The 15563-nt window shown below is 59.6% G+C and carries 14 protein-coding genes; 9 read left to right on the top strand and 5 right to left on the bottom strand.

Annotated elements, in window-relative coordinates; genetic code table 11:
* From VFE81_RS19270 to VFE81_RS19290, 5 genes are all read left to right on the top strand, one after another.
* On the top strand, positions 1 to 421 hold a 421-nt coding region (locus VFE81_RS19270), incomplete at its 5' end, for an MFS transporter (RefSeq protein ID WP_325046119.1).
* A gap of 26 nt (positions 422 to 447) precedes the next feature.
* Complete coding sequence (gene phnA / locus VFE81_RS19275; protein ID WP_325046120.1) at positions 448 to 1743, top strand: phosphonoacetate hydrolase; 1296 nt, start codon at positions 448 to 450, stop codon at positions 1741 to 1743.
* Positions 1740 to 3191 (top strand): phosphonoacetaldehyde dehydrogenase, encoded by a 1452-nt coding sequence (gene phnY, locus VFE81_RS19280; protein ID WP_325046121.1) that lies wholly within the window; start codon positions 1740 to 1742, stop codon positions 3189 to 3191. Before phnA ends, phnY begins: the two co-directional genes overlap by 4 nt.
* A 16-nt stretch (positions 3192 to 3207) precedes the next feature.
* Complete coding sequence (locus tag VFE81_RS19285; RefSeq protein ID WP_325046122.1) at positions 3208 to 3894, top strand: MgtC/SapB family protein; 687 nt, start codon at positions 3208 to 3210, stop codon at positions 3892 to 3894.
* 143 nt (positions 3895 to 4037) lie between these two features.
* Positions 4038 to 4481 (top strand): DUF1801 domain-containing protein, encoded by a 444-nt coding sequence (locus tag VFE81_RS19290; protein ID WP_325046131.1) that lies wholly within the window; start codon positions 4038 to 4040, stop codon positions 4479 to 4481.
* A 42-nt stretch (positions 4482 to 4523) separates the two neighbouring features.
* Here the strand turns inward: VFE81_RS19290 and VFE81_RS19295 are convergent, their stop codons facing one another.
* The 5 genes from VFE81_RS19295 to VFE81_RS19315 form a co-directional block, all read right to left on the bottom strand.
* Complete coding sequence (locus tag VFE81_RS19295; protein WP_325046123.1) at positions 4524 to 4967, bottom strand: cupin domain-containing protein; 444 nt, start codon at positions 4965 to 4967, stop codon at positions 4524 to 4526.
* 71 nt (positions 4968 to 5038) lie between these two features.
* On the bottom strand, positions 5039 to 6115 hold the full coding sequence (locus tag VFE81_RS19300) for a polyamine ABC transporter substrate-binding protein (RefSeq protein WP_325046132.1): 1077 nt from the start codon (positions 6113 to 6115) through the stop codon (positions 5039 to 5041).
* Positions 6116 to 6907: 792 nt separating this feature from the next.
* Positions 6908 to 7216: a DUF4148 domain-containing protein gene (locus tag VFE81_RS19305; RefSeq protein ID WP_325046124.1), complete on the bottom strand. Its 309-nt coding sequence runs from the start codon at positions 7214 to 7216 to the stop codon at positions 6908 to 6910.
* Between the two features lie 172 nt (positions 7217 to 7388).
* Positions 7389 to 8474, bottom strand: a complete 1086-nt coding sequence (locus VFE81_RS19310) for an aldose epimerase family protein (RefSeq protein WP_325046125.1) — start codon at positions 8472 to 8474, stop codon at positions 7389 to 7391.
* A gap of 33 nt (positions 8475 to 8507) precedes the next feature.
* Positions 8508 to 9725 (bottom strand): DNA-binding transcriptional regulator, encoded by a 1218-nt coding sequence (locus VFE81_RS19315; RefSeq protein ID WP_325046126.1) that lies wholly within the window; start codon positions 9723 to 9725, stop codon positions 8508 to 8510.
* Between the two features lie 273 nt (positions 9726 to 9998).
* On the opposite strand from VFE81_RS19315, the gene xylA reads away from it, so the two are divergent.
* From xylA to VFE81_RS19335, 4 genes are all read left to right on the top strand, one after another.
* A complete protein-coding gene (xylA, locus tag VFE81_RS19320) occupies positions 9999 to 11321 on the top strand; it encodes a xylose isomerase (protein ID WP_325046127.1) in 1323 nt (440 codons plus the stop codon).
* A gap of 174 nt (positions 11322 to 11495) precedes the next feature.
* Positions 11496 to 12524 carry a D-xylose ABC transporter substrate-binding protein gene (gene xylF, locus VFE81_RS19325; RefSeq protein WP_325046128.1) on the top strand — a complete coding sequence of 343 codons (1029 nt, stop codon included), beginning with the start codon at positions 11496 to 11498 and terminating at the stop codon, positions 12522 to 12524.
* A gap of 88 nt (positions 12525 to 12612) precedes the next feature.
* Positions 12613 to 14181, top strand: coding sequence for a D-xylose ABC transporter ATP-binding protein (gene xylG / locus VFE81_RS19330; RefSeq protein WP_325046129.1), 1569 nt, complete (start codon positions 12613 to 12615; stop codon positions 14179 to 14181).
* Positions 14178 to 15377 carry a sugar ABC transporter permease gene (locus VFE81_RS19335; RefSeq protein WP_325046130.1) on the top strand — a complete coding sequence of 400 codons (1200 nt, stop codon included), beginning with the start codon at positions 14178 to 14180 and terminating at the stop codon, positions 15375 to 15377. Before xylG ends, VFE81_RS19335 begins: the two co-directional genes overlap by 4 nt.
* Positions 15378 to 15563 lie beyond the last annotated feature (186 nt).

Consider the following 15563-nt stretch of genomic DNA (forward strand, 5'->3'; position numbering starts at 1 on the left):
GCTGATGTTCATGATTCCGGTCGCGTCGCGCCTGTCGGACCGGATCGGCCGCCGCAAGGTGTTCGGCTGGGGTGCGCTGGCCTGCGGCCTGAGCGCGTGGCCGGCCTTTGCGGTCTTTCATTACTCGACCAGTCTCACTGCCGTGACGGCCACCATCGTGATCGTGATCGGTGTGATCTACGCGTTCGTCTACGGGCCCGAGGCTGCGCTGTTCTGCGAACTGTTCGATACACGGGTGCGTTATAGCGGCATCTCGATCGTGTACCAGGTATCAGGCATCGTCTCCAGCTCGATCACGCCGCTCGTCGCCACGGCGCTTCTGCACTACGGCAATCTGCAGCCGTGGTGGATTGTGCTCTACATCGCGTGTGTCGGGCTGCTCAGCTCGGTTTGTACGTACTTCATGCGGCACACGTTCTGAACATCTGATCTCCAGGGGAACTCGATATGAATCCAGTTTCAACCATAGCCGTCAACGGCCGAAGCTATCGTTTGCCGCATCGACCGACGGTTATCGTCTGCGTCGACGGATGCGAATACGACTATCTGAATCGGGCAGCAGAAGCGGGCGCTACGCCGTTCCTGCGCGAGTTGCTCAAAAACGGCACGGCGCTGCACGCGAAATGCGTGATGCCATCCTTCACCAATCCGAATAACCTCTCGATCGTGTGTGGCGCACCGCCGGCCGTGCACGGCATCTGCGGCAACTATTTCTACGACCGCGATGCCGACGAAGGTCGCGGCCGTGAGGTGCTGATGAACGATCCGCGCTATTTGCGGGCCGGCACCCTGCTGGCTGCTGCCGCCGAAGCGGGCTCCCGTGTCGCTGTGGTCACCGCGAAGGACAAGTTGCGCGCGCTGCTTGGCCACGGCTTGAACGGCATCTGTGTGTCGGCGGAAAAAGCCGACGAGGCCAGCGTCGAAGCAAACGGCATCGACCGTTTGCTGGAGCGCGTGAACATGCCGCTGCCCGATGTGTACAGCGCGGCACTTTCCGAATTCGTCTTCGCGGCCGGCGTGTGGCTGCTCGAAAACGATCGCGTAGATCTGATGTATCTGTCGACGACCGACTACGTTCAGCACAAGTTTGCCCCGGGCACCGACGGCGCGAACGCGTTTTACGCGATGATGGACCGGTATCTGTTGCGCCTGCACGAACTGGGGGCCGTCATTGGCATCACTGCGGATCACGGGATGAATGCCAAGCACGATCCGAAGACGGGCGAGCCGAACATCATCTATCTGCAGGACCTGCTCGACGACTGGCTCGGGCGCGGCGTCGAAGAGGGCGGTGTGCGCGTGATCCTGCCGATCACGGATCCGTATGTCCGCCACCACGGAGCGCTCGGCTCGTACGCGACGGTGTATCTGCCGGCCAATGACGACGGTATCGAGCTACGTAGGCGGCTGGCTGGATTGCCGCATATCGAGGCGGTATTGACCCGCGAAGAGGCGTGCGCGCGCTTCGAATTACCGCCCGACCGCGTGGGCGATCTTGTCGTCATCAGCGACAAATCCTATGTGCTCGGCAGCAGCCTTGCGGCGCACGATCTCTCGGGGTTGACGGTGCCGTTGCGCTCGCACGGCGGCTTGTCGGAGCAGACCGTGCCGTTGCTGTTCAACCGTGCGCTTGCCGGAGCGCTCGAAGGCCGGACCTTGAGGAATTTCGACGTATTCGATATCGCGTTGAACGAACTTCAGGAACAGCCTGCCATTGCATCGCTTCCGGAGCAGCACGCATGAACCATATCGATCGGAAACCGCCGCAGTTCCGCGAAGAGGCGCTGCGCATCGACGGTAAAAAGCTGACGCGCGACCGCGTGATCGAAGTGACCAATCCCTACACCGGGGACGTGGTGGGCACTGTGCCGAAGGCGTCGGTTGACGACGTACGCCTCGCCTACGAGGTCGCACTCCGATACCGACCGACACTGTCTCGCTTCGAGCGCGCATCGATCCTCAACCGCGCTGCGGAACTGCTGCGTAGCCGGACTGAAGAAGCGGCCGCGCTCATTACGCTCGAATCGGGTCTGTGCATGAAAGACTCGCGCTACGAGATCGGGCGCGTGGCTGATGTGTTCAACTTCTCCGCGAGCGAGGCGTTGCGCGACGACGGCCAAGTGTTTTCATGCGACCTCACACCCCACGGAAAGAAGCGCCGCGTGATCACGCAGCGCGACCCGCTTCTCGGTGTCATTACGGCGATCACGCCGTTCAATCACCCGATGAACCAGGTGGCGCACAAGATCGCACCGGCGATCGCCACCAATAACCGCACTGTGCTGAAGCCGTCCGAAAAGGTGCCGCTATCCGCGTACTACCTCGCGGATCTGCTATATGAAGCCGGGCTACCGCCGCCGATGCTACAGGTCGTGACCGGCGATCCTGCCGAGATTGCCGACGAACTGATCACGAACTCGAACGTCGCGCTGGTGACGTTCACGGGCGGCGTTGCCATCGGCAAATACATTGCCGAGCGGGCGGGCTATCGGCGCGTGGTGCTGGAGCTTGGCGGTAACGATCCACTGATCGTGATGGACGATGCCGATCTCGACCGCGCTTCTGATCTTGCGGTGCTCGGTTCGTACAAAAACTCCGGGCAGCGCTGCACAGCGATCAAACGGATTCTTGTGCAACGGACGGTGGCCGATCGCTTCACCGAACTCGTGGTCGAGAAGACCCGGGCGTGGAAGTGCGGTGACCCGAGGGACACAAACAGCGACATGGGGACGGTCATCGACGAAGCGGCCGCCGCACTGTTCGAAGCACGGGTGAATCAGGCAGTCGCGCAGGGTGCACGCCTGTTGATCGGCAACGAGCGCAAGGGCGCGCTCTTTCCGCCGACAGTGCTGGATCGCGTTACGCCCGGAATGGAACTCGTTGCACAGGAGACGTTCGGTCCGGTCTCGCCGATCATTGCATTCAACGATCTCGACGACGCCATCCGGATCGCCAACGGCACAGCGTATGGCCTGTCCTCGGGCGTTTGCACGGACAGTCTCGAGAACGTCACGCGGTTCGCGAATGAGCTCAACGTGGGCACGGTCAACGTTTGGGAAGTGCCCGGGTACCGCATCGAGTTGACGCCGTTCGGTGGCATAAAAGATTCGGGGCTGGGCCATAAGGAGGGTGTCCAGGAAGCGATGAAGAGCTTCACGAACGTGAAGACCTTTACGTTGCCATGGGGTTGAAACCGGGGAGAACGCGATGCCAGGCAACATCGAACTGATCTCGAGACTGTTGTTTGCCGCGGTGCTGGGCGGCGTCATCGGCTTCGAGCGGGAACGGTTTGCATTTCCGGCGGGGCTGCGCACGCATATGTTGGTGTGCGTGGCGTCCTCGCTAGTGATGATCGTCTCGGCGTTCGGCTTCGAGGACACCCGCTCGATGCCGAACGTTGCCCTCGATCCATCACGTGTAGCGGCGCAGGTCGTGTCGGGAATCGGCTTTCTCGGCGCCGGCGCGATCCTGCTGCGCGGCGAGGTGGTGCGAGGGCTGACAACGGCGGCGAGTGTCTGGGCCGTCGCGGGCATCGGGCTCGCGGCGGGGGGCGGACTTTACGTGCTGGCGCTGGCGGCAACGGCGATCATTCTGACGACACTCACGTGGGTCAAACCTGTCGCACGCCAGTTGCGCACGAAGGGGAAGCTGCGCCGGGAACTACGCCTTCAGGTGGATCAGGGGGCGATCACGCTGCCGGTGCTGTGCCGCGTGTTCGGTGACGACGGGCCGCGTATCAGACAGATCAGTGTAAGCGCCGACGACGACAACGAAAAGCAGGAACTGATCACGATTTCGCTGTCACGAATGTCTACCGACGAGTTCGTTGCCTATCGCAACATGCTCTGCGAGCTGATCGGCGTGCGTGAGGTCGAGGAGATCGAAGTGCACTGACGGGGCCGGATCTGGTTCAGCGATTACAATGGCCAAGCCATCGACGGCCCCCTGCTGCTTGCGTCTCATCTAATGCTGTAGCCGTTACATTATTAGATTGTGGTCGCATAAAACGAGACCGGAATTCAATGCAAAAAGATCAAATGAATCCATCGGAACGTATTGACCAGCTGATCGCAGAAATCACAGACTGGCGTGGCAAGACGTTCGCCAGCGTCCGCAAGAGCATCCTTGAGGCCGACCCGGAGATCATCGAGGAATGGAAGTGGATGGGCAGCCCTGTGTGGTCTCGCGACGGAATGATCGCGGTCGCCAACGCCCACAAGGGGAAGGTGAAGCTGACTTTTGCCCACGGCGCGGCCCTCTCGGATCCCGACAAACTCTTCAATGCCGGCCTTGAAGGCAACGCGAGACGAGCGATCGATTTCTTCGAGGGCGACGAGGTTAATGAGCGTGCTCTGAAAAATCTCGTCCGCGCTGCTATTGACTACAACCAGAAGAATTTAAAGAAAAATGCGCCTGCGGGTACTCGAGCGAAAGTAGCTACGAAAGTACCCGCGAAAGTAGCCAAAAGCAAAAAGGCATAGAGCTCACGCGCCAATCACGGCGTAAGCGGCTATAAACGCGCATCAAGCTGTGCAGCGCGCCGCTTGATGCCCCTTAAACTCGACCGAAACAAACATCTTCTTACACGGCTCAACTACTTTCCACGTCCCCTTAAATCCCGCAGGGATCAAAAAACGATCGCCAGCCCGCACGGTCTTACCCGTCCCATCCGCATCGCGAATCACGGATACGCCCTCAAGAATCTCGCAGTACTCACTCTCGGTGAAGTTCACTGTCCATTGACCGCAAGCGCCCTCCCAAATCCCCGCCGAGAGTTGCCCGCACGGACTGGCAAAATGCGTATGAACCGCTTGCAAAGGATTGCCGGCAAGAACCGCTTCCGCGTTCGGCATGTACTCGACACTTTCCGTGGCAGGTTGCGAAAAATCTACGATGTTCAAAATGCTCATAATGGTTCGAATGCAAACAGAGTTAAAAATAAAGGCTTCAAAAAGGGCGTAGCGCACACACCCACTGCATGCGCCACGCTCAAAAAGGAGACGCCTACCCGCAGCAGACCACGTCAGCTAAACCGAATTCAAGTCCCCGACTTCAACTGCGCCCACAGCCGGTTCTCAAGCCGCATGATCGGCGCGGGTTGTGGCCGCATCAGCGTCATTTTGTTCAGCACAGCCTCAGGCGGATACACGTTCGCATCCTGCTCAATAGCCGGCGTCACAAACTGCCGCGCGGTCCGATTCGCAGTCGGATAGAAAACCTCGTTGGTAATCGCCGCACTTACCTTCGGGTCTTCGATGTAATTCATCCACTTCATCGCCGCTTCCGGATGCGGTGCATCTTTCGGAATTACCATCACGTCCATCCAGATGAGGCCCGCATCCTTGATGTTCGAGAACCGCACTTCATACGAGCGCTTAGCTTCCGATGCGCGTCGCCGCGCGATCCCAACATCGCCCGAATAACCTAACGCCACGCAGATATCGTTGTTCGCCAGATCGTTGATATAGCCGGAAGAATTGAACTGCGTGATATACGGTCGCACTTTCTTCAGCATTTCATACGCGGCCTGGTAGTCGCCGGGATTCGTGCTGTTCGGGTCTTTGTGCATGTATTGAAGCGCAGCCGGGAAAACGTCTGCCGCCGCGTCGAGGAAAGACACGCCGCAGCTTTTCAGCTTCGAAAGATTCGCCGGGTCGAACACGAGAGACCAGCTATCAAGTGGCGCATCGGGGCCTAGCGCTTTCTTCACGGACTGAACGTTATAGCCCACACCGTCCGTGCCCCACGCCCAGGGCACGCCGTATTGATTGCCGGGGTCCGCATCGGCAATCAGCTTCATCAAACCAGGATCGAGATTCGCGAGATTCGGCATCTTCGATTTGTCGATCTTCTGATACACACCGGCCTCAATCTGGCGCGCCATATAGCTCGATGTGGGCACCACGATGTCATACCCTGAGCTGCCGGCAAGCAGTTTGGCTTGCAGCGTGTCGTCGCTATCGTAGCTGTCGTATTTCACCGTGATGCCGGATTGCTTTTCGAAGCCGGCAATCGTGTCTTTGGCAATGTAGTCCGACCAGTTGTACACGTTGATCGTCGTGTCCGCTGCGCGTGCAGCGTTCATTGCGGTTAGGGCGGTCAGTGAGCACAGCATCGTGCCGGTGAGTGAGAGAAGCTTGGCGTGACGGATCTTCATTCGACTATCTCCTTGATTTCGATCTTCAGTTTTCGCCGCAGCGCAGGCGCAGATGCAGGAGCGTGACGACCCGCACGTCCGTATTTGCCGCACGAATGCGGACGAGAAAGGGACGCGACGCCGCCTGCCGCGGTGCAAGCGCACAGCAGAGCTAAAAGGAACGCAGATAGGCGAGCGCTATAAGCCGGCCAACGCTAGCAAGACAAATGCAGAGCGCGGACAGGCAAACGCATTGCAGGCAGTTGACCGCTAAAAGAACGGTCCATTGCGTGCAACACTTGCTCGCGAAAAGAGAAGGGGACTAAGGCAGAAGCGATGCGATTTCGTCAGTTCGCACGCCAATGGCTGCAGGCGCTGCAATGACGTTGTGCCGGCGGACGGAGCGACGCGACAACACAGTATCGATGGACAGGGGGCGGGATGGCGAAGCGCAGTTGCTCCCCTGATGAGCGATCGAGCAGCCGGACAGGAATGTTCTTTCCCGACCAGGCTGGTATCTCACCAATGGACCACGGACTTTCACGATGGAACCCGAAGCGACGTTGAGTAGAAGTCCTCGCTGATGCAGATCGACCGCGCTGCGAGAACCACCAAACTTCCGCCCTAGGATATATGAGCCATTATTTTCGTCAAAGGATTTTCTGACATTGTGCCGTCATAGTCGCGCACAGTAGAGCGCGTTCATGCGAGCGCATGCTTCAACAAGCATGGCTCGCATCGAACTACGCGATGACAGGCAACGGTAGCGTTTTACTGACCGTCCATCGGCGCGGGTTGAACCGGGGTCGCAGCGGGTGCGGTCGTGCCGGTTTGCGACGACCCGTTTGCCGAAGAACCATAGCCGGTGTCATGCTGCGCAGCTACACGTGCTTCGGCTGCCTGAATATCCGCGGGGTAGGTCGAGTCGGTTGCAACGGCGGGGTTGTAGCCGGCCTGTTCAATCTGAACCAGTTGCGCCCTGACCTCCGCGCGGGTCAGCGGTTGCTCCGACTGTGCGAACGAAGCCACCGGGGCTGCGAGAACAACGAGCAGTGCGACTGCTTTGATCAGTGATTTCATGATGCTTCCCTCCGAGAACTGTTCTATGGCGCCGCAACAGGTGTTCGGCGACCTATGGAGGGATTCTAGGAAGCGGGTGATCTAGGGCAAACCCCTAAACGGGTAATTCAGTCTTGCAGCAAACGATAAGTCGGCGTTATGTAATGATCTTCGTAAGATACAAAAAATCATTTCAGACTCCAGAACGTATGCCTACTCGATACGCCGTCACCTGCCGGTATGTGCTGCCCGGCCGTACGATCACCTGCTCCTGCGCAGCCATATTGACTTCGTTCGGAAAGCCGCCTGCTTCGAGACAAAGTCCGGCGTGCGGCTGATACGCGATACCGCCGCGTCCTGTGTCGCCATTCAGTGAATTGCCGGAATAGAACTGTAAGCCATGCTGATCGGTCGACACAGTTAATTCGCGCCCGCTACCGGGGTCATATGCGCATGCAACCTGACGTACCGGCGACGCGCCGTCGGCGATCGTGGTGTCAGTCGTGTCACGCAGCACGTAGCAGTGGTCAAAACCGCCCGCCCTCGCAAGCTGTGCGTGCGGCCAATCGAGCCGTGCGCCGATCGGCGCGCTCTGCCTGAAGTCGAACGCAATGCCCGCTACTTCGGCAAGCTCGCAAGGAATCATCGACGCGTCGACTTCGAAGAACCGGTCGGCATCGATCGACAACACATGTCCGCGAATGTCTGCACCCCGCCGGCCCGTCAGGTTGAAATAGGGATGGCTCGTCAGGTTGAGTGGCGTCGCTGCGTCTGTGATGGCTTCGTAGGTGATCTTCAAGGTGCAGTCGTCGTCGAGCGTGTAATGTACCTGCACCGTTACGTTGCCCGGAAAGCCGGCGTCGCCTTCGGGCGATTCCAGACGCATGACCAGCGCACCGTTGTCTTCACTTACGTCCCACAGCGCGCGATGAAAACCCTGCGTGCCGCCATGCAGCAGATTCGCGCCTTCGTTGCGATCGAGCGTGTACTCGATGCCGTCAAGCGTAAAGCGCGCATCGGCAATGCGGTTTGCCCACCGGCCGATCAGTCCGCCCATGTAGGTTGTGGCCGCAATATATTCGGCGGCCGTGTCGTGGCCGAGCAGAATGTCGCCGAGACGACCCGCGCGGTCCGGCGCGTGCCAGGAGACCAACGTCGCGCCGAGGTCGCTGATGGCGACTTTCATGCCGTGCGCATTGCGCAGCGTGAAGAGCCGAACAGGATCTCCGCCGGGCAGTGTGCCCCATGGCTCAGAAGAAAGAGGTGCAATGCTGATCATGTCGTCGGTGGAAATAGAAGATGAAAGGCATGCTCAGCCTGGCGCTGCCGTCGAATTCACGCGGTCCTGGTATTCGCGCGGCGTACAGCCGAGTTCGCGGCGAAACACCGCGTACATGTATTGCAGCGACGTGAACCCACAACGGATCGCCACCTCCGCGCTCGATGCATCGCGCCTGGCAAGCAGCGCTTTCGCGACATCGAGTTTATGGCGTAGGATTTCCTGATGCACGGTGCACTGCCGTTCGCGTCGAAAGTACTCTTCGAGCGACGAACGCGACACACCCACATAATCGGCAACCTGTTCGGTGCGAATGCCCTGGCACGCGTACTGGCGGATGAAGTGCCGTGCGCGCATCACATACGGACTTGCCAGCGGCTGATGCTTCGTCGATTCGAGAACATTGATACCGACCGGTGGCACGAGAATGCGCCGCCCCGGAAAACGCGCGCCGTGCAGCATCTGATGCAGCAAGTGGGCCGCCGTGCGGCCCATTTCCTCGGTGCCCTGAATCACGGAGGAAAGTGGAATACGGGTCAACGTACGTGTAAGCGGATCGTTGTCGATGCCGATGATCGCCACTTCTTCAGGTACTGGAATGCCCGCAATCAAACACGCCTGCAGCAGATGCCGTGCGCGGGCATCGGTCACGGCGATGATCCCGACCGGCTTCGGCAATTGGCTCAGCCACGCAGTGAGTTGCTCGGTGGCCTGATTCCATGAGGGTGCGCTGGTCGACAGGCCGCGATATATCTCGGTGCCAATCTGCTCGGCGCTATGGCCGTCCGCGCTGCGTAGATGAGCGAAGGCCAGCCCACGTTGCTGCGCCCAGCGATTTTCCTGTGCTTGCGGAAGGCTATACAACGCGAAGTGCTCGAGTCCCGCGCCGATCAAATGTGTGTAGGCAAGCGAAACGAGCTTGGCGTTATCGGTTGCGATATAGGGCAAGTCCGGGGGGTAGTGCGCGGGATCTTCGAACGATGAACCGACCGCGACCACCGGCAACGGACAATCCCGCAGCGCTTCGCCCACAGCAGGATCGTCGAAATCCGCGATGATGCCGTCGCCGTCGAAACGCTCGATACCCGTCAACCGGCAACGGAAATCTTCTTCGAGAAAGAGATCCCAGGCCACGCGCGTCGACAGCAGGTAATTGCCGATACCCGTAATGATCTCGCGGTCGTAGACCTTGTTCGCGTTGAACAGCAGCGCGATCCGGTGGGTCGTCTGTGGTGTTTGCGGGCGGGTCATGGCAGTGGGCGTTGTGCGGATCGTTGGACTCGCAACGCTATCGTCTCCTGTTGGGTGCGCCTAGAAGGCAGCACCGTTTTTAAGTGTCTGGTTATTCTAGGCCGCGAACCTCGCGCCCGTGTGAAACAAACGCATGGGCGGTAAGAAACATCAAGCACGCTGCGCAATTTCGCAATTGCCGATGTATCGGGCAAGCGGCAGCATGGCGTCACCTTGTCGACCGGCGCGGCGATGTCGCACGGGTTGCAGTGCAGCATAAAACAGGAGACGCTGATGTCCTACTTCGAACACATTCCCGAGATCCGTTACGAAGGCCCGCAATCGGATAACCCGCTTGCGTATCGCCATTACGACAAGAGCAAACGCGTGCTCGGCAAGACACTCGAAGAACATCTGCGCATCGCGGTGTGCTACTGGCATACGTTCGTGTGGCCGGGCGTGGATATCTTCGGGCAAGGCACATTCAAGCGCCCATGGCAGCAAGCCGGCAATGCGGTGGAGCGAGCACAGCAAAAGGCGGATGCGGCGTTCGAGTTCTTCTCGAAGCTCGGCACCCCGTACTACACGTTCCATGATACCGACGTCGCGCCGGAAGGCGACAGCCTGAAGGAATACAGCGAGAACTTCACGCGCATCGTCGACTATCTGGCGAGCAAGCAGGAGGCCACGGGTATCAAATTGCTGTGGGGCACCGCTAATCTGTTCTCGCATCCGCGTTATGCGGGCGGCGCGGCGACCAGTCCCGATCCGGAGATATTCGCTTTTGCTGCCACGCAGGTTCGTCATGCGCTCGATGCGACGCAACGGCTCGGCGGCGACAACTACGTGTTGTGGGGTGGCCGCGAAGGCTACGACACGCTGCTCAATACCGATCTCGTTCGTGAACGCGACCAGCTCGCGCGTTTCCTGCACATGGTCGTCGAACACAAACACAAGACCGGCTTCAAAGGCGCACTGCTGATCGAACCGAAGCCGCAGGAGCCGACCAAGCATCAGTACGACTACGACGTGGCGACCGTACACGGCTTCCTGCTGCAGCATGGGCTGGAGAAAGAGATTCGCGTGAACATCGAGGCCAATCACGCGACGCTTGCTGGTCACTCGTTTCATCACGAAATCGCGACGGCCTACGCACTCGGTATTTTCGGCAGCGTCGACGCGAATCGTGGCGATCAGCAGAACGGCTGGGATACGGACCAGTTTCCGAACAGCGTTGAAGAACTCACGCTGGCCTTCTACGAAATTCTCAAGCATGGCGGCTTCACCACCGGCGGCATGAACTTCGATGCAAAAGTACGGCGGCAGAGCGTCGACGCGGAAGATCTGTTCTTCGGCCACATCGGTGCAATTGATAACCTCGCGCTCGCCGTCGAACGTGCAGCGACACTGCTCGAAAATGACCGGCTCGAACAGTTCAAACGTCAGCGCTACGCGGGTTGGGAGTCGGAGTTCGGCCGCAAGATTCTGGCAGGCGACTATTCGCTTTCGACGCTGGCCACGGATGCATTGACGCGTGGCCTGAATCCGCAGCACGCGAGCGGCCGGCAGGAGCAACTGGAAAACGTCGTGAATCAGGCGATTTATAGCAGGCGCTAAAAGAGCATCGCAAAGTAGAGTCCGCAGAAAGGCGGGTAGCAATACATAAAAATCGCGCGGCCACGCTGACCGCGCGAATCAGAAAAAGCTTTGGGTTGTCGCTTGTCCGGTTCTGTGGCTCGCAGCACAGACCGTCCAATCCGGTATTCCGGCTATCAGAACAAGGAGTGAGACATGAAATTTGCAACGCGTCGTACTGTGCTGAGTTCGTTCGTGTGTGGAGCGGTACTCGCCAGCCTGTCGCTTGTCGCGCCGCTCGCGCATGCAAGCAAGGACCACCCGGAAATCGGGTTTTGTATCGATGATCTGCGTGTCGAACGCTGGTCGCGCGATCGTGACTATTTCGTTGCAGCAGCAGAAAAGCTCGGTGCCAAAGTATCGGTGCAGTCCGCCGATGCGAGCGAAGAACGACAGATCGCGCAAATCGAAAACCTGATCTCGCGCGGCGTGGACGTGATCGTGATCGTGCCGTTCAATTCGAAGACGCTCGGCAATGTGGTCGCCGAAGCCAAGAAAGCGGGCATCAAGGTCGTCTCGTATGACCGGTTGATTCTCGACGCCGATGTCGATGCCTATATCTCGTTCGACAACGAGAAGGTCGGAGAACTTCAAGCACAAGGCGTCTACAACGCTCAGCCGAAGGGCAACTACTTCCTGCTTGGCGGCGCGCCGACCGACAACAACGCGAAGATGCTGCGTGAAGGCCAGCTAAAAGTGTTGAAGCCGGCAATGGACAAGGGCGATATCAAGGTCGTCGGTCAGCAGTGGGTGCCGGAGTGGAGCGCATCGACGGCGCTGCGTATTGTTGAAGATGCACTCACGGCGAACAACAACAAGATCGACGCGATCGTCGCCTCGAACGACGGCACCGCGGGTGGCGCGATCCAGGCGCTCGCGGCACAGCACATGGCGGGCAAGGTGCCGGTGTCGGGGCAAGACGCCGATCTGGCAGCAGTGAAACGCGTGATCGCCGGCACGCAGACGATGACCGTGTACAAACCGCTGAAACTGATCGCAGGCGAAGCGGCGAAACTCTCTGTCGCGCTTGCCAGGGGCGAGAAGCCGGCCTTCAATGCGCAGTACGACAACGGCAAGAAGAAAGTCGATACGGTGCTTCTGCAACCTACGTTGCTTACCAAGAGCAATGTTGATGTGGTCGTCAAGGACGGCTTTTACACCCAGGCCCAGCTCGCGAGCCAATGAGCGTAACGTGTGCGCGGTTCAAACCGATGTGCCTGGCATGCGTCAGGCACATCGGCGCGACCGCGCGCCCTGCAGCGAGGCATAGCGAATGAGTGAACCACTACTGACGATGCGCGGCATCGTCAAAGCGTTTTCCGGCGTGAAGGCGCTCGACGGCATCGACCTGACAGTGGCGCCAGGCGAGTGCGTGGGCTTGTGCGGCGAGAACGGCGCGGGCAAATCGACGCTGATGAAAGTGCTGTCCGGCGTCTATCCTCACGGCACCTGGGATGGCGAAATCATCTGGGAAGGCCAGCCGTTGAAGGCCGCGAGCATAAGGGACACGGAACGCGCCGGCATCATCATCATCCACCAGGAGTTGATGCTGGTGCCGGAACTCTCGGTCGCGGAGAATATCTTTCTGGGCAACGAAATCACGCTGCCCGGCGGCCGGATGAACTACGCCGCCATGTACCAGCGCGCGGATGAACTGCTGCGCGAGCTCGGCATAAGCGGAATCAACTCTGCGCAACCGGTGATGAACTATGGCGGCGGCCACCAGCAGTTGATCGAGATCGCGAAGGCCCTGAACAAGCGCGCGAAACTGTTGATCCTCGATGAACCGTCTTCGTCGCTGACTGCTACAGAGATACACATCCTGCTGGAGATTGTGCGCGATCTGAAGCGGCGGGGTGTCGCCTGTGTATACATCTCGCACAAGCTCGACGAAGTAGCGGCCGTGTGCGACACGATCAGCGTGATTCGCGACGGCCGCCACGTCGCGACCGAACCCATGCGCGCACTGACCACCGACCGCATCATTTCCCTGATGGTAGGCCGCGAGATCAATAACCTGTTTCCGCGTGAACCGCATCCCATCGGTGACGTGATTTTCGAAGCACGCCACGTGACCTGTTTCGATGCCACCAATCCGCGCCGCAAGCGGGTGAACGATGTGTCGTTTGCATTGCGACGCGGCGAGATTCTCGGCGTTGCCGGTCTGGTCGGCGCGGGGCGCACGGAGTTAATGCAGGCGATTTTCGGCGCATATCCCGGTGTGAGCGAAGCGACCGTGGTGATGGAAGGCAAGCCGCTGAAAATCCGCGCACCTGTCGATGCGATTCGCGCCGGTATCGGCATGGTGCCGGAAGATCGCAAGCGCCACGGCATCGTGCCTGGTCTGAGCGTCGGTCACAACGTCACACTGGCTGTGTTGCAACGCTTCGCGAAGGGTGGTCGGATCGATTCTGCCGCCGAACTCGACGCCATTCACACGGAGATGAAGCGGCTTTCAGTGCGCGCTGCGCATCCCATGCTCTCGATCGCGAGCCTGTCGGGTGGCAATCAGCAGAAGGCCGTGCTGACGCGCATGTTGTTGACCGACCCGAAAGTGTTGATCCTCGACGAACCAACTCGAGGCGTAGACGTTGGCGCGAAATTCGAAATCTACAAACTGATTTTTCAGCTGGCACAGCGCGGCATGTCGATCGTGATGGTGTCGTCCGAATTGCCTGAAGTGCTCGGAATCAGCGATCGCGTGCTAGTAATCGGCGAAGGCGAATTGCGAGGCGATTTCGTCAATGACGGCCTCACACAAGAGGACATTCTCGGCGCCGCAATCCGTCCTGTGCAGCGATCCCTAAACTCAACCGCACCAACCGCAGCGAGTGCCGCATGACTCCCGACGTCACTTCCCAACCCGCAGAAGGCGCTGCGTCGCGAGGCGCATTCGGTGGCACGCAGCGTATTCAGCAACTGTTCGCGCGCTACAAGATTCTCGCGTTACTGATCGCCGTGGCCGTGATCTGGATTTTCTTTTCCTTTCTGACGCACGGCGCGTTTGTGACGCCGCGCAACCTGTCGAATCTGCTGCGGCAGATGTCGATAACCGGCATGCTCGCGTGCGGCATGGTGTTTGTGATCATCGCCGGTGAAATCGATTTGTCGGTTGGTTCGTTGCTTGGTCTGCTCGGCGGTGTCGCGGCGATTCTCGATGTGAACCGGCACTGGCCGATCGGCGTCACCGTGCCCGTGGTGATGCTGCTGGGCGTACTCGTCGGCATGTTCAACGGATGGTGGTCGACGTACCGGCGCGTGCCTTCGTTCATTGTCGGCCTGGGCGGCATGCTCGCCTATCGCGGCATTCTGCTTGGCGTCACCGGCGGTTCGACGATTGCGCCGGTCTCGGACAGTTTCGTGTTTGTGGGCCAGGGGTATCTGCCGCGCCTCGCGGGCGATACGCTTGCCGTGGTGCTGTTTGTCGTGCTGGCCTTCCTGACGGTGCGACAGCGAAGCAACCGCGAGCGTTATAAGTTGCGCGTGGTGCCGATCTGGCAGGACGTTGTGAAGGTGGTCGGAGCGGGCGCGATTCTGGCCGCGTTTGTTGCGACGCTCGATCGTTATGGCGGGATTCCGGTACCCGTTCTGCTGCTGCTCGCGCTGCTGGGCATTTTCACGTGGATCGCGACGCAGACTGTTTTCGGGCGGCGTATCTATGCGGTGGGTTCTAACCTGGAAGCGACGCGGCTCTCCGGCGTGAATACCAATCGCGTGAAGCTGGCTATCTTCGCGCTGATGGGACTGATGTGCGCGTTCGCCGGGATCGTCAATACGGCGCGGCTCGCAGCCGGCTCACCGTCGGCAGGATCGATGGGTGAACTCGACGCGATTGCCGCGTGCTTTATCGGCGGGACGTCGATGCGCGGTGGTTCAGGCACGGTCTACGGTGCGCTGATCGGCGCACTGGTGATGGCGAGCCTGGATAACGGCATGTCGATGCTGGATGTCGACGCGTACTGGCAGATGATCGTGAAGGGCAGCATTCTTGTGCTGGCTGTGTGGATCGATGTCGTGTCGGGGTCGAACCGGCGGTGAAACATCCGGCTGTGCGTCGTGCAAATGCTGACGCACGGACTGGAGCGCGACTGGCTCGTGCGTCCCACCGTATTCGGCGGCGTGTCCCGGCGGGGTTGCGGGCGTTGATTGAGATGATTCGGGAGGGCGGGTGATTTCGGGGGGGGCGTTTAGCTGTTTTTAGCACCTAGGCATATCGTGGCAACT

Source organism: Paraburkholderia sp., from assembly GCF_035656215.1.
GTDB lineage: Bacteria > Pseudomonadota > Gammaproteobacteria > Burkholderiales > Burkholderiaceae > Paraburkholderia.